This window comes from Rhodococcus sp. BE178, assembly GCF_050433545.1.
In the GTDB taxonomy this organism is placed as follows: Bacteria; Actinomycetota; Actinomycetes; order Mycobacteriales; family Mycobacteriaceae; genus Prescottella.
On sequence record NZ_JBNPXA010000024.1, the window covers coordinates 1 to 19,582 of the forward strand.

At 69.2% G+C, this 19,582-nt stretch carries 21 protein-coding genes; 10 read left to right on the plus strand and 11 right to left on the minus strand.

The window, feature by feature from the left end:
• Nucleotides 1–117 precede the first annotated feature (117 nt).
• The gene (locus J2X34_RS27125) at nucleotides 118–738 is read right to left on the minus strand and encodes a class I SAM-dependent methyltransferase (RefSeq protein WP_114723962.1); all 621 of its coding nucleotides are present in this window, start codon (nucleotides 736–738) and stop codon (nucleotides 118–120) included.
• A gap of 110 nt (nucleotides 739–848) precedes the next feature.
• Here J2X34_RS27125 and J2X34_RS27130 point away from each other — a divergent pair, with 110 nt between their 5' ends.
• The 3 genes from J2X34_RS27130 (at nucleotide 849) to J2X34_RS27140 (ending at nucleotide 2,898) form a co-directional block, all read left to right on the plus strand.
• Nucleotides 849–1,454, plus strand: a complete 606-nt coding sequence (locus J2X34_RS27130) for an AMIN-like domain-containing (lipo)protein (protein ID WP_429520250.1) — start codon at nucleotides 849–851, stop codon at nucleotides 1,452–1,454.
• 54 nt (nucleotides 1,455–1,508) lie between these two features.
• Entirely contained in the window at nucleotides 1,509–2,105 is a 597-nt protein-coding gene (locus tag J2X34_RS27135; RefSeq protein WP_114723960.1) for a CHAP domain-containing protein, read from the plus strand.
• A 73-nt stretch (nucleotides 2,106–2,178) separates the two neighbouring features.
• Entirely contained in the window at nucleotides 2,179–2,898 is a 720-nt protein-coding gene (locus tag J2X34_RS27140) for a DUF3592 domain-containing protein (RefSeq protein WP_147283584.1), read from the plus strand.
• A 25-nt stretch (nucleotides 2,899–2,923) separates the two neighbouring features.
• Here the strand turns inward: J2X34_RS27140 and J2X34_RS27145 are convergent, their stop codons facing one another.
• Genes J2X34_RS27145 through J2X34_RS27155 form a run of 3 tightly spaced genes read right to left on the minus strand, consistent with a single transcriptional unit; the run spans nucleotide 2,924 to nucleotide 5,715 of the window.
• The gene (locus tag J2X34_RS27145; protein ID WP_258558134.1) at nucleotides 2,924–3,475 is read right to left on the minus strand and encodes a hypothetical protein; all 552 of its coding nucleotides are present in this window, start codon (nucleotides 3,473–3,475) and stop codon (nucleotides 2,924–2,926) included.
• Nucleotides 3,472–4,281: a MerR family transcriptional regulator gene (locus tag J2X34_RS27150; protein WP_114723958.1), complete on the minus strand. Its 810-nt coding sequence runs from the start codon at nucleotides 4,279–4,281 to the stop codon at nucleotides 3,472–3,474. Before J2X34_RS27150 ends, J2X34_RS27145 begins: the two co-directional genes overlap by 4 nt.
• 60 nt (nucleotides 4,282–4,341) lie before the next feature.
• Nucleotides 4,342–5,715, minus strand: a complete 1,374-nt coding sequence (locus tag J2X34_RS27155) for a glutamine synthetase family protein (protein ID WP_114723957.1) — start codon at nucleotides 5,713–5,715, stop codon at nucleotides 4,342–4,344.
• 45 nt (nucleotides 5,716–5,760) lie between these two features.
• Between J2X34_RS27155 and J2X34_RS27160 the strand changes: the two genes are divergently transcribed.
• Both J2X34_RS27160 and J2X34_RS27165 read left to right on the plus strand, forming a co-directional pair.
• Entirely contained in the window at nucleotides 5,761–6,948 is a 1,188-nt protein-coding gene (locus J2X34_RS27160; protein ID WP_429520251.1) for an amidohydrolase family protein, read from the plus strand.
• Between the two features lie 139 nt (nucleotides 6,949–7,087).
• A complete protein-coding gene (locus J2X34_RS27165) occupies nucleotides 7,088–8,710 on the plus strand; it encodes a long-chain fatty acid--CoA ligase (protein WP_114723955.1) in 1,623 nt (540 codons plus the stop codon).
• On the opposite strand, the gene J2X34_RS27170 is transcribed toward J2X34_RS27165, so the two are convergent.
• Nucleotides 8,697–9,143: a nucleotide triphosphate diphosphatase NUDT15 gene (locus tag J2X34_RS27170; RefSeq protein ID WP_429520252.1), complete on the minus strand. Its 447-nt coding sequence runs from the start codon at nucleotides 9,141–9,143 to the stop codon at nucleotides 8,697–8,699. The two genes, J2X34_RS27165 and J2X34_RS27170, sit on opposite strands and share 14 nt — an antisense overlap.
• Entirely contained in the window at nucleotides 9,140–9,739 is a 600-nt protein-coding gene (locus J2X34_RS27175) for a TIGR00730 family Rossman fold protein (RefSeq protein ID WP_174913931.1), read from the minus strand. The genes J2X34_RS27170 and J2X34_RS27175 overlap by 4 nt, the downstream gene beginning before the upstream one ends.
• A gap of 63 nt (nucleotides 9,740–9,802) precedes the next feature.
• Between J2X34_RS27175 and J2X34_RS27180 the strand changes: the two genes are divergently transcribed.
• Complete coding sequence (locus J2X34_RS27180; RefSeq protein WP_114723952.1) at nucleotides 9,803–10,393, plus strand: TetR/AcrR family transcriptional regulator; 591 nt, start codon at nucleotides 9,803–9,805, stop codon at nucleotides 10,391–10,393.
• Here J2X34_RS27180 and J2X34_RS27185 read toward each other — a convergent pair.
• Nucleotides 10,364–11,521 (minus strand): YbfB/YjiJ family MFS transporter, encoded by a 1,158-nt coding sequence (locus J2X34_RS27185; protein ID WP_429520253.1) that lies wholly within the window; start codon nucleotides 11,519–11,521, stop codon nucleotides 10,364–10,366. The genes J2X34_RS27180 and J2X34_RS27185 overlap by 30 nt on opposite strands.
• 64 nt (nucleotides 11,522–11,585) lie before the next feature.
• Between J2X34_RS27185 and J2X34_RS27190 the strand changes: the two genes are divergently transcribed.
• A complete protein-coding gene (locus J2X34_RS27190) occupies nucleotides 11,586–12,443 on the plus strand; it encodes a LysR family transcriptional regulator (protein ID WP_429520254.1) in 858 nt (285 codons plus the stop codon).
• A gap of 1 nt (nucleotide 12,444) precedes the next feature.
• Here the strand turns inward: J2X34_RS27190 and J2X34_RS27195 are convergent, their stop codons facing one another.
• On the minus strand, nucleotides 12,445–14,076 hold the full coding sequence (locus tag J2X34_RS27195; RefSeq protein WP_429520255.1) for an FAD-dependent monooxygenase: 1,632 nt from the start codon (nucleotides 14,074–14,076) through the stop codon (nucleotides 12,445–12,447).
• A gap of 32 nt (nucleotides 14,077–14,108) precedes the next feature.
• A complete protein-coding gene (locus J2X34_RS27200; RefSeq protein ID WP_114723949.1) occupies nucleotides 14,109–15,071 on the minus strand; it encodes an MBL fold metallo-hydrolase in 963 nt (320 codons plus the stop codon).
• Between the two features lie 126 nt (nucleotides 15,072–15,197).
• On the opposite strand from J2X34_RS27200, the gene J2X34_RS27205 reads away from it, so the two are divergent.
• The 3 genes from J2X34_RS27205 (at nucleotide 15,198) to J2X34_RS27215 (ending at nucleotide 17,751) form a co-directional block, all read left to right on the plus strand.
• Nucleotides 15,198–15,764 carry a MarR family winged helix-turn-helix transcriptional regulator gene (locus J2X34_RS27205; protein ID WP_429520256.1) on the plus strand — a complete coding sequence of 189 codons (567 nt, stop codon included), beginning with the start codon at nucleotides 15,198–15,200 and terminating at the stop codon, nucleotides 15,762–15,764.
• Between the two features lie 134 nt (nucleotides 15,765–15,898).
• On the plus strand, nucleotides 15,899–16,240 hold the full coding sequence (locus J2X34_RS27210; RefSeq protein ID WP_114723947.1) for a DUF485 domain-containing protein: 342 nt from the start codon (nucleotides 15,899–15,901) through the stop codon (nucleotides 16,238–16,240).
• Between the two features lie 2 nt (nucleotides 16,241–16,242).
• Nucleotides 16,243–17,751, plus strand: coding sequence for a solute symporter family protein (locus tag J2X34_RS27215; RefSeq protein ID WP_114723946.1), 1,509 nt, complete (start codon nucleotides 16,243–16,245; stop codon nucleotides 17,749–17,751).
• Between the two features lie 194 nt (nucleotides 17,752–17,945).
• On the opposite strand, the gene J2X34_RS27220 is transcribed toward J2X34_RS27215, so the two are convergent.
• Together J2X34_RS27220 and J2X34_RS27225 are read right to left on the minus strand one after the other, a co-directional pair.
• A complete protein-coding gene (locus tag J2X34_RS27220) occupies nucleotides 17,946–18,197 on the minus strand; it encodes a hypothetical protein (RefSeq protein ID WP_181818930.1) in 252 nt (83 codons plus the stop codon).
• Between the two features lie 148 nt (nucleotides 18,198–18,345).
• Nucleotides 18,346–19,551, minus strand: coding sequence for an enhanced intracellular survival protein Eis (locus tag J2X34_RS27225; RefSeq protein WP_429520257.1), 1,206 nt, complete (start codon nucleotides 19,549–19,551; stop codon nucleotides 18,346–18,348).
• Between the last annotated feature and the right edge of the window lie 31 nt (nucleotides 19,552–19,582).

The window sequence follows — 19,582 nt, forward strand, 5'->3', positions numbered from 1 at the left end:
ACGCCGATCAATGCGTCCAACAACACAACCCGCCCTGAACAGGGGAAAGGCGCCCACGCAAACCCGAGGAGCGCCACTGATGTTCGAGTCAATGGATTGGTCGCCGAGACTCGAGCCTCAGCGTCGTCGCGCGACCAGGTGCACCTCGGGGAATCGATGGTTCGCATCCGGCCTGCTGATCGTCCGCCACACCTCGTCGAAGCCGGCGTCGGCAAGCGCAGCGGCGAGGCGGTCCGGATGCCAGAGCCAGGCCGGCGCCACGGCATGGTCGAACTCGATCACCTCGCCCACGGCATCGGTGGTCTGACCGGCAACCGCGACGAGTACGCCTGGGGCCACCAGTGCAGACCAGTGATGCAGTACTGCAGTAACTTCCGCGGGTGGGACATGGATGAGGCTGAACCTCGCCAGAATGGCTCGGACCGTTACGCCGGCGAGCTCGTCGCCGGCCAGGTGCGCGTCACCGTGGACGAATCGGAGGTGGGGATAGCTGCGTCGGGCGATCCCGAGCATCGCGACGCTCGGATCGATGCCGAGCACGTCGAGTCCCTTGCTCGCGAGGTCGGCGGCGACATCGCCGGGACCGCACCCGACATCCAACACCGCGCCCTCGCCTGGACTGTCATGCACGAGATCCGCGAACGCTGCGATGACCTGACGCTCGAGTGGCGTCAGGTACGGAGATGGAAACGTCTCGGCGTAGAGATTCGCCATGACGTCGTATCCGGGCTGATCCATGCCTCGAAGTGTCTCAGACGATCGTGTCCTGCGACGTAGAGTCGACGCGGGCGGGGTAGTCAGGCGAGGGGGAATTCGTGTCGAGGGTGAAGTCTGCGACCATCGGAGCAGTGGCAGGTGCGATCATGTTGGCGGGCTGTGGCGCCGATTCGGGATCGCCACAATCGGATTCGCTGCCCGCACCGCCAGCTACGTCCACTCCCGCCGACCGCACCGGCAGGATCCAGTTCGGCGCGACTCCTCTACCCCCGGCGACGCTCGAGCCCCCCGTGCCCGCCGTGCCCGCCACCGACGTCCCGTCGCCCGACGGTGGTGGTCCCACTGCGGCAGTGGACGACGTGCGGATCGAGATCGACGCCGACACCGGCATCGAGAGGGTTGTCTATCTGTTCGACGGTTCCGGTGTTCCCTTCTGGAAGGCGGGATATGTCGCCGAGGCGGTCCCCTACGGCGGCGGTCCGACCCTGCCGGTCACGGGACGGGCGATCATGCAGGTCGACATCATGGGTACCGCGCTGCCCGCGCGTCGTCTCTACGACACCGCGACTCCCTTGGTGGGGTCGGACCGGTCGCGCGTAACCCAACTCTTCCTGCTGCCCGACACACGAGACGTGAACGGAACCACCCAGTCCTTCATCGGTCTTCGCGCCGAGCCTGCGCAGTTCGAAATTGTGACCGTCGAGGATCCGCCCCAGCTGATCATCGAGTTCCGCTGACCGTTCGGGTGCCGCCACCCGAGCACCGTGTCGTTTCCGGCTACATTCGAGGGCATGAGCGCACAGCCCGTCGCCCGTCGTCGTCGCCTCGCCATGTGGATCGCATCCGTGATCGCGGTGCTGGTGCTGGCTGCGGGCGCGGTGCTGTGGTGGGCGCCCGATCGGTACCTGCCGTGGGACACCGCGGCCTTCCCGGACGTCGACACCGCGACGCTGACTCCCACACAGGCCAAGGTGGTCGACCTCCTCGAGGCCGAGCACCGCGAGCAGCGGCCCGGCACCTTCTATTCCGACGGCGCGAAGGAGCCGTGGTGCGCCAACTTCGTCAGCTGGATCATGCGCGAGGCGGGGGAGCCGCTGTCGAATCCGAACTCCGGGTCGTGGCGGATCCCGGGCGTCTACACGCTCCAGGAGTACTACGAGGCCGAGGGGCGGTTCGAGCCGATGGGCAACGGCTACCGTCCCAAGACCGGTGACGTGGTGTTGTACAACAACGAGTTCCGTATCGGTCAGCACACCAACTTCGTCGTCGCTGTCGACGGCGACAACGCCACCACCGTCGGTGGCAACGAACTCGGCAAGATCCGGGTCCACGACCTCGATTGGGAATCCGATTCCGCCGTTGTCGGTTTCGGTCGACTCGATTCCTGATCACGCCGGGCAGAGTCGACCGCTTATGCTCGCTGTAGGAGCACGCCATCCAGTGGCGTGAGGGGGAGTTTCGATGAGCACGATCGATCCGATTGCCGCCAGACGCGCGCGACTGAACCGTCCACCGGGTGTGGGGCGGGTCTCGCTTGCCCTGATGCTGCTGTTCGCCGGGGGCGCGGGCATGGGGTACGGCTGGCCGAGGATGTTCGGCGGTGGCATGGAGCCGGAGTCCTTCGATCCGCCTGCGCTCGCGTTCGTCGGGGCCCTCGCCGGTCTGCCGCTGGCGATCGCCGGGTTCATCCTCTGGGCGTCGATCGCCCTCGAGGCCCGCCATCTCGGACTGCTCTACGGTATCGCCGCCTGGTGGACCGGTGCCGGCATCGGCGTGATCACCGCCGGGCGGCAGATCGGTGACAGCCCGATCGTGACCGGCATCGGATACGGCTGCCTCGTGATAGCGGCGATCTGTCTGATCGGTGGACTGAACGCAGCGCGCGGACGGCGGGCCCGACGCGCCGGCGACCACCAGACCAAACGCACCGGCACGGTCACCACGGCGATCGTCAGCGACAAGGGATACAGCGTCTTTCGGGAGAGTGACCGGATCTTCACCGCCGTGACGTTCTCGTTCACCGACAGCGGGAACACCCAACGATGGGTGCAGCGGCGGATGGTCGTCCATGCCGCCACCCCCGTTGTCGACGGCCAACAGACCCGACTCTGGTACGACCCGGCCGACCCCGGCAACGACAAGAAGATCGTCGTCGAGCTGGCGGACGAGTGGTCGCTCTGAACTCCTTGTGACGAGAAGGTTTTCGTCAGCACCTCATGCTCAGTCGGGCGCACAGATCCCTCGGCGCGTCGACGTACAGGCTCACCCCGGTGACCAGGGACGACTCGAGTTGCGTGGTGGCCGTGAGCTTGTCGACGGGGACCGGCACGTCGAAGTCGATGTCGACGACGGTTCCGTCCGGACCCGGCAGATAGAGCCGGCCGTGGTGGATGCCGGGGGAGGTGTGCTGGAACCGCCGGCTGGGGAGGGCCCGGGCGATCCGACCCCGATCGACGGACAGGATCGTCGCCCGGCCTGACCGCAGGATGAGCTTCTGGGCGGTCACCAGGTGCGGATGGACGGCGCGGGTCGCGAGCCAGCCCGCCGCAGCGGCGACAGACGCGACGGTGAGTACGAGGAGCGCCACCCGCAGCCACTGCCACGGCACGAGCAGGTGCACGGCCGTGGCCTCGACGCCGGTGGCGACGAGAAACGCCACCGGGATGCCCAGCGTGCCAGCGGTGTACCCGAATGTGGAGACGCCGTCGCCGGCTCCGTCGACTCGTCCGCGGCACCACAACCACAGCGACCGGATCACGGCGAGACCTCGGGCACGATGCCGAGTCGCTGCAACAGGAGGGTGAAAACGGCGCCCTGGGCCTGATCGGGGACGAGGTCCGTGACGGACACCGTGGATCCGTCCAGGGACGGGACAGCGGATTTCCACTGTTCGAGGATGCCCGCCTCCGCCAGCACCGGCCGAATCGTGGTTTCCGTTGCCTCGACGAGTGATTCGATCTCGCTCGTGCACTGGGCCGGATCGTGGCCCCTCAGGGCGGCGAACCGCCGGTACAGGTTCACGATCCGGTCCCTCGCGCGCTCGTCGGCGAGTTGACGCGCGGCGGAGTCGAAGAACGCTTGGGGGGCCGCCCCGGAGATCGCCACCAACTCGAACGCGTCGCGCTCCCGTTCGAACTCGGCCCGCACGGCGGGATCGGACTCGGTACCGATCAGATCGGCGAAGATCAGCGCCAGGCCCGGCGGAAGCGGGGAGACCGGTCGTCCGGCCCGATGGGCGGCGAGCATTTCCTGCAAACGGCTGCTTTTGGTTGCCAATACCTGGCGTTCCGCCTCGATGGAGTCGATCAACGCGGTCAGGTCCAACTCGAGGTCGTCGGCCGCCGCTTCGTCGGTGGTGGCGGACACGATCGACGACACCGAGCCCAATGGCACCCCCGCACTCGCGAGCCACCGCACCCGCATGAGCCGGACGAGGTCCGCGAGATCGTACTCGCGATACCCGTTCGCCAGCCTCCGGGGCTCGTCGAGCAGGCCGAGTCGGTGGTAGTGCCGGACCGTGCGCGGTGTGGTTCCTGCCGCCTGTGCGATGTCGCTGATGCGCATGAGACCAGCATCAACTATGACGCTACGTCAGGGTCAAGACCAGGCCGCGGTGGGCGTCTGTCAGAACGCCCACCGGAGCGCCGCGGCGATGTCCTCGTCCGTCGCGCCGCTGAACTGCTCGATTTCGGCGCGGTGCACGTCGACGATGGTGCCGGCGAGTTCGGTGCCGAATGCGTGGGTCAGCAGCGCGTCGGCCTCGAACGCATCGGTGGATTCGGCGAGCGATGCTGGGAGACGACGGATTCCGCGTGCCTCTCGTTCCTCCTCGGACAGCGATGCCGGGTCGACGTCCACGAGTGCGGGCAGGCGCAGGCCCGCGCGGACGCCCCACATCCCGGCGAAGAGCAGGCCGGCCATGCACAGGTACGGGTTGGCGGACTGGTCGAGGACCTTCACCTCGAGATTCGCCGCGCGGTCCTCGTCGCCGGTGCTGCCGGTGATCAAACGCACTGCAGCCTCACGGTTCTCGTACCCGCACACCTGGAACGGCGCCGCCCACGCACCCGGCACCAGCCGCAGATAGCTCGCGACGGACGGCGCCCCGACGGCCAGCAGCGCCGGCAACCGTTCCAGGATTCCCGCCGCGAACGACTCTGCGGTGTCGGTGATCCCGCACGGCCCGTCGCCTCCGCTGTGCAGGTTGATCCCCTCCCGCCACAGCGACAGGTGCACGTGTCCGCCGTTGCCGACGCCCGCGGCCTCGACCTTGGGGGAGAAGGACGCCCGCAGGCCGTGCCGTGTGGTTACCGCGCGGATGGTCTCGCGCACCAGTACGAAGGTGTCCGCGGCGCCGAGCGGATCCTCGGCGGCCACCGACACCTCGAACTGTCCCGGCGCGTACTCGGGATGGATCTGCTCCACCCGCACGTCCTGCTCGCGCAGCGCGGACAGCACGTCGGCGAGATACCCGGACCGCTCCACGAGCCGGGCGAACCCGTACGCGGGCCCGCGGGTGGCGGGCACGAAATCGTTCTCGTCCTGCCCGATCACCCATTCGATCTCGAATGCGGCTCTGGCCGTCAGATCGTCCTCGACGAGCTGGGCGACGGCGCGGCGAAGCAGGCCGCGTGAGTCCTGGGGATGCAGGTCGCCGTCCTGCGTGTACCGGTCGACGGGTGCCCACGCCCATCCCGGCAGCGCGGTCAGCACCGTGACCCGGTCCAGGTCGGGCAGCAGGCGCAGATCGCCCACCGGGCCGCCGGCGAAGCGTCCGGCGACGATGGTGTCGTCCGGGGTGAACGCGTCGAACACGGGGGAGGCCCCCACACCCCATGTCGCGGCCCGTTCGAACCGCTCGACGGGCACCGCCTTCATCCGGTTGACGCCGCTGTTGTCGACCCAGGTCAGGGCGACGCCGACGACGCCGCGCGCGGTGAGCCGCCGAGTCAGCCGCGCGGCCTCGAGAGCCCGTCGGTCACGTTCGTGCCGATCCATCGCATCTCCCTCGCGCCGGGCCTGATCAGCGGCACAATGGCGTAGATGGCGCCGTTCCCAGACGATACGCCGGGACCGCCCGGCGAGAACCCGATTGCGGAGCTGGTCGACAGGATTGCCCTCGTCGACCATCACTGCCACGGGATCGTGCGCGAACCACTCGACCGTCCCGCCTTCGAGGCGTTGCTGTGCGAGGCGGCCGCGCCCGGTCCGTGGCACGGCAGCCTCTTCGACACCCAGGTCGGGTTCGCGGTGCGGCGGCTGTGCGCGCCCGCGCTGGGCCTGGAGTCGCACGTCGCACCCGACGACTACCTCGAGCGTCGTGCCGAACTCGGTGCCGACGAGGTGGCCCGGCGGCTGCTGCGCGCGGCCGGGATCGCCGAGTACCTCGTCGACACCGGGTTTCGGCCCGAGAGCCTGACGACGCCCCACGAGTTGGCCGCGTACACCGGCGGGACCGCGCACGAGGTGGTGCGCCTGGAATCACTGGCCGAGCGCGTGATCGTCGAGCACGGCCCGCCCGACTTCGCGGACCGGTTCCGCGAACAGGTTCGCAGTGCTGCGGGGTCCGCCGTCGCGTTCAAGACGATCGCCGCCTATCGGGTGGGGCTCGATCTGCCGCCCGAACACCCCTCCGACGCGGCGGTCTTCACGGCCGCGGTGCGGTGGGCGGCGGACATCGACGGCGGCGCGCCGGCGCGACTGGTCGACGGGACGCTCGCCCGGTTCCTCATCTGGACGGCGGTCGACGCCGGGCTGCCGATCCAGTTCCATGTCGGGTACGGCGACGCCGACACCGACCTCGCCCGCGCCGACCCGCTGCTGCTCATGCCGCTGCTGCGCGCCACCGCGGACCGCGGCGTGCCGATCATGCTGCTGCACAACTACCCGTTCCACCGGCACGCCGGTTACCTCGCGCAGGTGTTCGACCACGTCTTCGTCGACGTCGGCCTCGCGGTGCAGAACGTCGGAGCCCGCGGTGCGACGAGGATCCTCGCCGAGCTGCTCGAGCTGGCACCGTTCGGGTCGGTGCTGTTCTCCACCGACGGTTGCGGCCTGCCCGAGTTGTTCCATGTGAGCGCGGTGCTGTTCCGTCGGGCGTTGGGGAATGTGCTCGAGGATGCGGTGGCGCAGGAGCATTGGAAGGCCGAGGATGCGGAGCGGATCGCCCGGATGATCGCCCGGGACAACGCGCGGCGCGCCTATCGACTCGGGTCCCGACCCATCGGTTGATGCAGGTCGGCCGTTGGTCAAGTGACCGATTGGTTCGAAACGCCGAGGTGGGGGGAGGGTGACCCAGGTCTCCCTCGTGGCGTAGTTTCGGCGCACAATGACCTCGCCACACCGGCACGCATCGATCCAGGAGCCGTCCATGCTGAGCACGATGAACGATCTGCCTCTGTCCATTGCGCAGTTGCTGCGGTACGGGAGCACCGTCCATGCGGACGCCGAGGTGATCACCTGGACGGAGGCCGGGCCGCGCCGTCGCACATATGCCGAGGTGGGGCGGCGGTGTGCCGCGCTGGCGCACGCGCTGCGCGGACTGGGAGTCGAGGGCGACGACCGGGTCGCGACGTTCATGTGGAACAACGCCGAGCATCTCGAGGCGTACCTCGCGGTCCCGTCGATGGGCGCGGTGCTGCACACCCTGAACATCCGTCTGTTCCCGGAGCAGTTGGTGCACGTCGCCAACCACGCCGAAGATCGGGTGATCATCGTCGACGCGACGTTGATCCCGCTGCTCGCGCCGCAGTTGTCGCAGCTGAAGACGGTGGAACACATCGTCGTCACCGGTGATTCGACGGTCGGATTGGAGGCACCTGAGGGGATGCAGGTGCACACCTACGAGGGTCTGATCGCGGGCCTGCCGACCGAGTACGACTGGCCGGAGCTCGACGAACGGTCCGCTGCGGCAATGTGTTACACGTCGGGTACCACCGGCGACCCGAAGGGCGTCGTGTACTCGCACCGGTCGATCTACCTGCATTCGATGCAGGTGTGCATGAGCGACGGTCCCAACCTGAAGCAGGGTGACCGTGCCCTGGCGGTGGTGCCGCAGTTCCACGCGATGTCGTGGGGTCTGCCGTACGCGGCATTCATGATCGGCGCATCGCTGATCATGCCCGACCGCTTCCTGCAGCCCGCGCCACTGGCCGAGCTGATCGCGTCGGAGAAGCCGACGTTCGCCGCCGCGGTGCCGACGATCTGGCAGGGCCTGCACCTGTACCTCGAGCAGCATCCGCAGGACATCTCGTCGATGCGGGAGGTGCTGATCGGCGGCGCCGCGGTGCCGCCGGCGCTGATGCACGCCTTCGAGGACGAACACCAGGTGTCGGTGCTGCACGCGTGGGGCATGACCGAGACCTCCCCGGTGGGCTCCGTGGGCCGCCCGCCGGCCGAGGCCACCGGCGATCAGCGTTGGAAGTACCGCTACACGCAGGGCCGGTTCCCGGCGTCCGTGGAGGCCCGCCTGATCGACGACGACGGCAACCGGGTGCCGCACGACGGCCGCAGCATCGGTGAGCTCGAGGTCCGGGGTCCGTGGATCACGTCGTCGTACTACGGCGTCGACGCTCCCGACAAGTTCCGGGACGGCTGGCTGCGCACCGGGGACGTCGGTTCCATCACGGCGGACGGGTATCTGACGCTGTCGGACCGGACGAAGGACATCATCAAGTCCGGCGGCGAGTGGATCTCCTCGGTGGATCTCGAGAACGCCGTCATGGGTCACCCGGCCGTGGCCGAGGCGGCGGTGATCGGTGTGCCGGACGAGAAGTGGGACGAGCGTCCGCTGGTGGCGGTGGTGCTCCGTGAGGGCAGCGAGGCCACGCTGGATCAGCTGCGGGACTTCCTGGCGGACAAGGTCGCCAAGTGGCAGCTGCCCGAGAACTGGGCGGTGATCCAGGAGGTGCCCAAGACCAGTGTCGGCAAGTTCGACAAGAAGCGGTTGCGCGCCGACTTCCACGACGGAAGCCTCGACGTCACCCGGCTGTGACGCGAAGGACCTGCCACGCCGGATCGGGCTCCGCCCCGGTCCACGCGCGCAGCAGCGCGTCGCTCGCGGGAAAGAGCGGGCGGGGCAGGTCCGTCGGGTCGACCCAGACCCATTCCGGAAAGATGTGCGGCTCACCGGGTCCGGTCGGCACTCCGCCGCTGCGCGCGTGCACGCCGAACACGACACCGCCACCAGCCGAGCCGGTGTCCACGACGGCCACGAACCCCGCGGCGTTCGTCGTATCGGAGAGGCCGGATTCCTCGAGACACTCGCGGCGAGCCGCCGCCTCGACCGTCTCGCCCGGTTCGAGGTGGCCGCCCGGCAGGCACCACGTCTCAGGTTCGGTGGGTTTGACTCTGCGGCCCAAGAGGATTCGCCCGTCGGCGCGCTCCACGACGATGCCGACCCCGACCTTGGGGCGTTCGGCGGTCATGCGGGCTCGAGGTCCGTGTCGGTCGGGCCGCTGGTTGTAGTCCACTTCGGCACCGGCGGAGCCCACCCCGTCATCGCGGCGCGCACCGCGTCGAGATCACCGGCGATCTGCAGCGCATCCCGCTGGTGTGCGCCGACGAATCCGGTGTCGACGAGATGATCGATCAGTGCGACGAGCGGCTGCCAGAAGCCTCCGGTGTCGAGCAGGAACACCGGCTTGGTGTGCAGCCCGAGTTGCTGCCACGTCCAGATCTCGAAGAACTCGTCGAGCGTCCCGGCGCCGCCCGGCAGGACCACGAACGCATCCGCGAGCGCGGCCATGCGCTGTTTGCGCGCGTGCATCGACTCGACGACCTCGAGGGACGTCAACCGGGGATGAGCGATCTCCTTGTCCGCGAGATGCCGTGGAATCACGCCGATGGCCTCCCCGCCGCCGGCGACGACCGCGTCGGCCACGGCGCCCATCAGCCCGACCCGGCCGCCGCCGTAGACGAGGCCGATCCCGGCCGCGGCCAGGTCGGTCCCGAAGGCGCTCGCCGTCCGGAGGTGGGCCGGGTCGTGGCCGGTGGCCGATCCCATGAACGCGGTGATCCTCATAGCTTCCAATCCTGAATACAACGCGACGTTGCGTTGCACTCTACCTCGTGACAGGGTGTGGGAGTGCCGGTAACCACTCCCGCTGCGGGCCGGAGCGGCCCCCGCAAGCGTCACCTCGTGCTGCAGACCGTCGTCGACGAACTCACGACGACGTCGTACGCGCAGTTGACGGTCGAGCGCATCGCGGAGGCGAGCGGGGTGCACAAGACCACGCTGTATCGGTGGTGGTCCGGCAAACCGGAACTGGTCGCCGACGCCCTCGCGACGCTGATGGACACCGGGCCGGTGCCCGACACCGGCAACACCCGCTCCGATCTCGTGGCGTGGCTGACCGGGACCGTGCGCAACTACGCCGGATCGCCCCTCGGTACCGCGATGCCGGCACTCGTCAGCGATCTGGCGTCGACGCCCGAGGGGCTCGACGCCTTCCGCACCGCATTCCTGGCCGAACGCCGCGCCAACTGTGCCGCGGTGATCGAGAGGGGAGTGGCGCGCGGCGACCTGCCGGCCGATCTCGACGTCGACCTGTTCATGGACGCGCTTGCCGGCGCGGTGTTCTACCGTCAGGTGGTCACCGGCGGCCTCGTCGACGCCGACACCGCGGAGCGGGTGGTGGATCTGCTGCTACCGGCGTCGGGTCGCACCCGCCAGTAGCGCGGCCACGACGAGAACGGCGGCGGCACAGACGAACGCCGCCCGGAATCCGTCACCCAGCATCGGGGTCACCGCGAGCGGTCCGAGAATCTGCCCGAGCCCGTACACCGCCGTCAACGCCGCCGCGGCGCGTGGAATGCCCAGTCCGAGCGCCGAATCCATGGCGAGCAGGGTGATGCCCATGAAGGTCCCGCCGAACAGGATCGCGGCGATCAGGGCGGCCACCGGACCGGCGACCAGTGCGGGAAGCAGTGCGGAGAAGGCCTGCAGCACAAGTGCCAGCGCGAGCAGCGACTCCGCGGACCAGCGGCGCAGCGCCTTCGCCCACAACAGTGGAGACGGGATCGCGGCGAGCCCGACCATCACCCATGCCGCCGGGCCCGTCCACTGCGCACCCCCGGCGGAGACCGCCGCGACCAGGAACGTACCGAGGATGATGTAGCCCAGGCCCTCGAGGAAGTAACAGGCGCCGAGTGTCCACCAGCGCGTCGAAGGTGACGCGCGCATCCGAGATCGGTTGTGGGCCAGTGGGGGAGGAGATCCGGGTGGCAGGCTCCAGGCGATCGCGGCGTAGCCGGCCGTCATCGCGGCAGCGGCGGCCCAGAGCACGTTCCACGACACGACCGGTCCGAGAACCATCACGAGGATGCCCGACGTCGCGATGCCGACCCCGACGCCGGTGAACGTCACGCCCGCCGACGGATGGCCGACCACCGCCGTGGCGCAGTACACGAAGACGGCGGCGCTGGCGATGCCGGCCACGACGCGCGCCGCCAGCCACAGGCGGACGTCCGTGCCGATGATCATCGCGAGTTCGCTCGCGATCAGGGCGAGGATCGACGAGCGGAAGAGGGCCCGCGAGCGCGCGCCGGACGGATGGGCGGCCAGCGCGATCGCGCCCAGGAAGTACCCGAGGTAGTTGGCGGTCGCGACCAGCGCGGTATCGGACGGCGCGAGCCCGGTCTGCTCCTGCATGAGCGGGAGCAGCGGGGTGTACACGAATCGGCCGACACCCATCGCCGCGGCGAGTCCGGCGGCGGCGCGCACCACCGTCGCGCGGGCGTGCCGGGGCGGAGCCCCCGTGTCGGTCCGGGTCGGCAGGTTCACGTGGTCCCCCTTCGTCGTCACGACGTTATGCGCGGCCGCCGGGCGTACGGAAATGCCGTTTCGACGGTATCTATGCTCGTTGGTTATGAATGTCGAGCTGCGGCATCTGCGGGCACTGATCGCGGTGATCGATGCCGGCACCTTCACGGCCGCCGCCGAACGGCTGAACATCACCCAACCCGCGTTGACCCGAACGATCCAGCAACTGGAAGCGACGCTCGGAACCCGATTGCTGGAGCGGACGTCGCGGTCGATGGCGCCGACCGAGGACGGGCGGGCGTTCGCGGAACGTACTCGCCACGTCCTGGGCGACCTGGATGCCGCGATCGCGTCCGCGCAGGCCAATCGGACGGTGCGACTCGGATTCAGCTGGCTGCTTCCGGACCCGTGGGCACACGACACGATCGTCGCCTGCGAGGAACGCTCCGGCGCGCGAGTGTTGTTGCAGCGGTGCGACGATCCGCTCGCCGCGCTACGTGACGGCGTCGTCGATGCTGCGGTGATGCGCGGGGACGTCGCCGGCGGGCTGCTGGCCGTCCACCACCTGTTCTCGGAGCCACGCGTTGCCGCCGTCAGCGCCCGCTCACCCCTCGCGGAGCGGGACACGGTCACGTGGGCCGAGTTGGGAACGCACCCACTGGTGGTCAACACCCTGACCGGGACGACCCGCGCCGAGTCCTGGACGGAACCCGACCCGCATCGAGAGATCGTGACCTGCACCAACTTCGACGAGTGGCTGGAACTGGTCGCCGCCGATCGAGGGGTGGGGGCGGTGCCGATCGCCGCCCGACGCCGCGTGCACCACCACAACGTACGGTTCGTCGACATCGCCGACGCCGCACCGACCGCGGTGAGCCTCGTCTACGTCGCTTCCCGCGTGACTCCGCTGGTGCGGGTCCTGCGGGACTGCGCGCTGGCCGAGGCCCACCGCGTCCGGCGGTGAGTCAGCCGACCTGTCGCTCGCCGGCGGTCACCTCGGCGCCCACCGCCCGGCGCAGGGCGGCCGCCAGGGCCGGGCGGTCACTGCCGTCGACGACGGCCGCGATGTGTGCGTCCGGGCGCACGATCCACACGTCGTTCGCACCGGCTTTCGTCGCCGCCGTGAGCAGCCCGGTGGTGTCGATGTCCCTCAGGGCGTGGATCCGGATCGGGGAGTGGGTGGCGGTGAGGGCGGCCTCCCGGACCGCCGTCGGATCGACGTCGGCTCCGTGCAGCAGCAGGACACCGTGTCGGGCGATCTCCCGCAGGCGTGCGCAACTCTGGCCGCGCACGGTCACCGGGACGTCGGGTACCAGGACGCCGGGCACCGGGTCCGGTGCGACGCCGCGGGCCGGGCGTCCGGCGAAGGGGCGCTGGGGATCCGGAGTGGTCAACGGGGAGTCGACGTACCAGAACGGCTCCGCCAGTCGACCGGAGTCCACCTCGGCCCGGGCCTGTGGATCGGCGACCGCGGCCTCGAGCACCGACAGGCGGCGGGCGTGCTGTTCGTCGGTCTGCGGCACCAGGAAGTCCATCGTCGCCGACGTGACCGCGAGGTTCTCGGCCGCCGCGGCGCGGCGTTCCAGGTCGTACGTCTCGAGCAGTGCCGGATCGGCCCAGCCGCGCAGCACGAACGCGAGCTTCCACGCCGCGTTCTCGGCATCGCCGACACCCGAATTGAGTCCCCGCGCGCCGAACGGCGACACGATGTGGGCGCAGTCGCCCGCCAGCAGCACCCGGCCCACCTGCATGCGGTCGGCGAGGCGGGCGTGGAAGCGGTACACCGACTTCCACACGATCCGGTACGGGGTGTCGCCGATGATCTGTCGGATCCGGTCGTTCAGCGCGCCACTCTCGGCCTCGGCGTCGAGGTCGTAGTCGCCGGGAACCTGCCAGTCGATGCGGAAGGTGGAGTCGGGGCACGGGTGGATCAGCACCTGCCGACCCGGATTCCACTCCGGATCGAAGTAGAAGCGCCGCTCGTTGGCCCAGCCCGGGATGTCGGCCTGGATGTCGCAGATGAGGAACTTGTCATCGAACGACCGGCCGGGGAACCCGACGCCGAGTTGCCGGCGCAGTTCGCTGCTGCGGGATCCGGTGGCGAGCACCGCGTAGTCGGCCGCCACCGTCACCGGGCCGGACTCGGTGGCGCACCCGAGCCGGACCTCGGATCCGTCCTGCTCGATCTGCTCGACTGGGTGCCCCCACCGCACGTCGATGAGCGGTTGCCGCGCGATGGCCGCGTCGAGGAGTTCCTCGGTGCGGGCCTGCGAGACGTTGACGAAAGGCGGGAACGGCGACTGCCCATGGTCCACGAACTGCTGCGAGAACAGTTCGTGTCCGCGGTGGAAGGTGCGCGCGGTGTCCCACGTGACGCCCTCCGCGGCGATCTGCTCGCCGACGCCGATCGCGGCCCACACCTCGAGCACGTCGCGCTGCTGGCAGATCGCCTTGGAGCCGATCGGGTCCCGCTCGGCGCGGCCGTCGAGCAGGACGACGCGCACGCCCCAGCGGGCCAGCAGCAGTGCCGTGGTCTGGCCCACCGGTCCGTTGCCGATCACGGCCACGGTGCCGGTGTGAATGTGGTTGACGCCCATCGAAAGATCCTCCTGTTACCGCTGTATCCGGCTCAGCCCTGCAGCTGGGCCCAGACCTCGCGGTCGCGGTCCGCGGTCCAGATGACGGGGCGTTCGATGCCCGACAGTTCGTCCCACACGCGCGAGACGTCGAACGGCAGGCAGTGCTCGAAGATCGGCCAGTGCCCGTACTGCTCGAACAGGGCGGCGTGGGTGGCCTCGAACGCCTCCTTGAGAGTGCCGCCGCGCTGCTGCACGGCGCCGACCTCGGCGAGCATGACGTCGAGGAAGTGGCGAGTCTGCTCGATCGCGGCGTCGACCTCGTCCCGGCCGCGGCTGACGGCGCCGCGGCCGCCGATCAGCGCCTCGGCGCCGAGGGCCTTGATCCCGTCGAGAGTGCCGGTGGCCCAATCGCGGTGGAAGGCGTCGCCGGTGTAGAGCGCGGCCTGGGCCTCCACGAGGTCACCGGCGAAGAGGATCTTCTGCTTCGGCAGCCATGCCACGATGTCGCCCTCGGTGTGGCCGCGGCCGAGGTACTGGAGAACCAGTTCACCACGGTCGCCACCGAGATCGATGGTGAGCCGGTCCGAGAACGTCATGGTGGGCCAGGTGAGGCCGGGCACCGACTCGGCGCCCTTGGCCAGGCGCGGCATGCGGCCGAACTCCGACGCCCAATCCTCCTGGCCGCGTTCGGCAATCAGCTTGTGGGTGTTCTCGTGCGCGACGATGATCTCGGCGTCGAACGCGGATGCGCCCAGGACGCGGACGGCGTGGTAGTGGGAGAGCACCAGGTACCGGACGGGCTTGTCGGTGTGCTGGCGCAGCTTGGCGAGCCAATCCTGTGCGGCGACGGGCGTCGCGAGGGCTTCGAAGCACACGACGAAGTCCTCGCCCTCGATCGCGCCGAGGTTGGGGTCGCCCTCCGCGGTGAGTGCGTACACGCCGTCGGCGAGCACTTCGAGGGTCTGCTCCTTCTCGCCGAGGTCGGCAGAGGAGGCGAAGGACAGTGCGGACATGGGGTCACCTCGAATAGTAAAAGCTTTGACTGAATATCTGGACAAGGTAAGCGGTGTCACACGCGATATGCAAGCCTTTGACCAAAGTTTCGGGGAAACGGCAGGTGCGGGCTCTACCCTGGCGGCATGACCGACGCGGAACGCGAGGGCGGCGACGGCCGCGCGACCCCTGAGAATGTGGACGATCTGGACTTCCTGTCCTTCGTGGATTTCGCCGTGCGCAAGACGACGCGGGCGATGCCGACGGTCGATCCGATCTCGATGAAGCTGGTCCTCGAGCTGACCCGGGTGGCCAGCGCACTGGTCTACGACCTCGAATCCACCGTCCACCGGCCGGGCGGCTGGAGTTGGCCGGGGTTCCGGGTGCTGTTCGTGCTCTGGCTCGCCGGTCCGAGCGAGGCCAAGCAGGTCGCGAAGCTGTCGGGTATGAGTCGGGCTGCGGTGTCGGCGCTGGTCAACACCCTCGAGCGGGACGGGTACGTCATTCGCCGGCGTTCCGAGGTCGATCGACGCGCGGTCGAGTTGAGCCTGACCGACGCCGGCCTCGACGCGATCACCACGACGTACGCCGACCACAACCGGCGCGAGCGGGTCTGGGCGGACGCGCTGACGAAGCCGGAGCGGATGGTCCTGATCGGCCTGCTCGAGAAGCTGGCGACGGCGTCATCGGTGGAGATCCACACCCGGGATTGACCGGACCGATCGGTCGACTTCCGGCGATTTCGCGCCGGGTCCTTGCGTCTTGTGAGCACCCTCACTTACGGTATGCCGACACTCAGTGATCAAAGGATTGATCACATACTCCGTTCATACCCTCGAGGTGACCCATGTCGATTGGTCTGTCCCCGGCCGATGCCGCGCCCCCAGACTCCCCTCCTGTCGATCCCGCACTCGACGCGATCCTCGATGTCGCGCGCCGTCGTCGCCGCGTTTCCCTCGGGTCGGCGGCCGTCCTGCTGACCGTGTTCATGGGCTACATCGCCCTCACGACGTCGACCACCGTCCTGTCCGGCCGCTGGGGCGGCCTCGGCGTCGCGTACTGGGTGGGCTTCGCCATCTTCGCGGGCATCCTCGTCGTCGCGCAGATCTACGTCCGCTGGGCGCGTCGGATGGACGCGATCATCGACACTCACCTCGCATCACTCGATGACACGAAGGATGGTGAGTGACAATGGGTTTGAGCATCGCTATCGTCGTCGCGATCATCGGTGTCACGCTCGCGATCACGTATCTGGCCGCCAAGCGCAACACCTCCACCGACTCCCACTACGTGGCCGAGGGGCAGGTGGGGCCGATCGGTAACGGTCTCGCCATCTCCGGTGACTACGTCTCCGCGGCGTCGTTCCTCGGCATCACCGGCCTGATCGGGCTGGCGGGCTTCAACGGCTTCTACCTCGCGACGGCCGTGCCGTTGGCGTACCTGCTGGTGCTGCTGATCATCGCCGAGCCGCTGCGCAACCTGGGCCGCTTCACGCTCGCCGACGCCGTCGCCGCCCGATTCTCCGGGCGTGGGCTGCGCGCGTGCCTGGCCGTCACCACCATCGTCATCTCGGCGATGTACATGGTGATCCAGTTCGTCGGCGCCGGCCTGCTGGTGCAGGCCCTGCTCGGCATCAAGTTCTGGGTCGCGGTGGTGGTGCTGGGCCTGCTCATGGTGGTGTACACGATGTTCGGCGGGATGCTGGCCACCACGTGGGTGCAGGTCCTCAAGACCGGCCTGCTGCTCGGCGGCACCGCGCTGATCCTGTTCCTGGTGCTGATGCGGTACGGCCCCAGTCCGCTGCACGTGGTCGACGCGCTCCCGGATGCCATGGTCTCGTCGCACGAGCAGAGCACCACCAAGACCTTCGACATCATCTCGCAGCAGCTCGCGCTCGCCCTGGGCGTCATGGGTCTGCCGCACGTGATGGTCCGCTTCCTCACGGTCAAGGACGCGAAGGCCGCCCGCAAGTCCGGAGTGGTGGCGCTGTGGATCTTCAGCGCGTTCTACGTCGTCCTGCCGTTCATCGGGTACGGCGCGCTGCGTGCGCTGGGCTCCGAGGAGATCGTGAAGGCGCACCCGCAGGGCAATCTCGCGGTGGTGCAGTTGGCCCGCGAGCTGGGCGGACCGGTGCTCGAGGCGGTCATCATCGGCATCACGCTCGCGACGATTCTCGCGGTGCTCGCCGGCGTCGCGATCGCGACCTCCGGTGCCTTCGCGCACGATCTCTACACGCACGTCATCAAGAACGGGAAGGCCTCGGCCGAAAAGCAATTGAAGGTCGCACGCATGTCGCTGCTCGGCATCGCGATCGTCGCGATGTTCCTCGCGCTCGGCGCCAAGGGCTTCAACCTCGGCTTCCTCGCGAACGTCGCGTTCGCGGTCGCGGCCAGCACCAGCCTGCCGGTGCTGCTGCTGAGCATCTACTGGAAGGGCTTCAACCGGGTGGGCGCCACGTGGGCGCTCGTCGGCGGGTTGATCGTCAGCCTCGGCCTGGTTGCGATCAGCCCGAACATCCTCGGACCGACCGGGCTGATCCACGGGGTCGACCCGATCTTCCCGCTCACCATCCCGGCGCTGGTGTCGGTGCCGGCCGGGTTCCTGCTCGCCTACGTGGGCTCGCTGGTGGGACGGTCGAAGCCCGACGCCGCCGGCACGGACTTCGCCGAGATCGAGCGGCGGGCGCTCATCGGGCGCTGACCCGACACGAATCCCGAACATCACAACGACGATCCGGCCGCTCGCTCGCGGCCGGATCGTCGTGCTGGTTGCGTCGGCCCCTCGGCGCGGGACGGACCACCGGCGTCGACCCCCGTTGACGCGCCAGGGCGCGGTCGCTGGACCTGAACGTGTCTGTGTATCAATCACAATTCGAGGAGTCGGTTGTGATCGATTCAAGGGCTCGTGTGCTTCACCACGATGTGCCCGACGCGACGCTCCACCTCTTCGACACCCGTCATTTCGCCCTCGAAACCCACCTGTCCCAGATCGCCCCGCTCATCGAGGGTGCGCAGATCGCCGTCGGGTTCGGTGATCTCGAGGAGGATCGGGGACGTTCCGTCCGCGCCCACGGGGGTGGGTGTGAACGCGAGACACACTGCGCCGGCGAATCCGGCTGCTGCCATGGAGTTTCGGAACAGACTCATGTGAATCCCCTTCGTGTCGACGATATGTGGGGCCAGCTGTGAGAGGTTCCCGACCAGACTGACGACCGGTCGGCATCATGCGAGCCGAACGAGCGCCGACGCGGAGAGATTCACCCGTAACGGGTGAGCCGTGGTGGTCGCGGCAGACTCAGAATCCCCAGCCGAGGACGGCCGCGCGATCGGCCCCGAATGCCAGGTCCAGCAGTGCCAGATCGCGCTCGGAAGCGGCGGTGATGCGGTGCGCCGCCGCGAGTCCCCGCGCCCGGTGCGCGCCCAGGTACAGGCTGCCGAGCGCGTCCAGGTCCATCGAGATGCGCGGCGCCGCGTCGGTGCGGCGGCACCGGGCCCGGCCGTACCGGACGGTCAGTGCGAACACGCCGCCGCAGTCCAGATAGGGATCGCGGACGTCGAGCACCGTGTCGAGGTCCACCTGGTACGAGCGGGCCTCGAGCGCGGCCGGAACGTCCATGATGCGCAGCCACAGGTCGTCCGCGAGGCGGGTGGTGCGGGGCAGGCGGTAGTCGGTGAGCATCAGTCGCAGCGCGTCGTCGGGGTGCTGGGTGACCTCGATGCGCTTCATCAGGTCCAGCCCGCACAGCGCGCGCCACAGTGCCGCGTGCGCGTCCGCGGTGACCGCGACCAGCTCCTCCACGGCTGCCACCATGTCGTCGTCGCTGCCGCGCCGACGGAACATCGCGTAGCCGTCCGGGTGGGTCAGGTAGAACAGCGCCGATCCGCCGTCGCGGTACACCTCGGGGTCGCCGAAGGTGTAGTCCCACTGGGCCTGCGGCCGGTTCTGCGCACCGGGCGTGATCCGCCGCCAGCGCTCGTAGATGTCGGGCAGGCGTTCGGCGGCCGTCTGCGTGTCCGTCAGCGTCACACCGCCCGGGTCGGGGGCGTCGGCACGGAACGCGGCGAACCGCCTGTCGATCGTGACGTCGGCGGCCACCGTGGCCGGTCCGTAGCCGAAGCGGCCGTAGATCCCGGCCTCGCTGGCGGTGAGCGCGGCGAGCGGGGTCCCGGTGGCCGCGATGTTGCGGTGCAGGTGCTCGAACAGCGCCCGCAGGACACCGCGCCGACGGTGCGTCGGCGCCACCGACACCCACGTGACGCCGCGCGCCGGCACCTGGGCGCCGCCCGGCACGGTGAACTCCAGCGGCAGATCCATCGCCAACCCGATCGGGGTGCCGTTGTCGGTCGCGACGACGACGTCCTCGGTCCGCGTCAGCGCGCGGGTGAGGGTGCGGTCCGGATCGGTCGGGTGGTAGCCGAACGCCACCGCGTCCAGCAGTTCGAGGGCCGGCCAGTCCTGGTCGGTGGCCGTGCGGACGGTGATCGCGGAGTCGAGCGTCATACCTGCGATGGTGGCAGATCCGGGCCGGGAA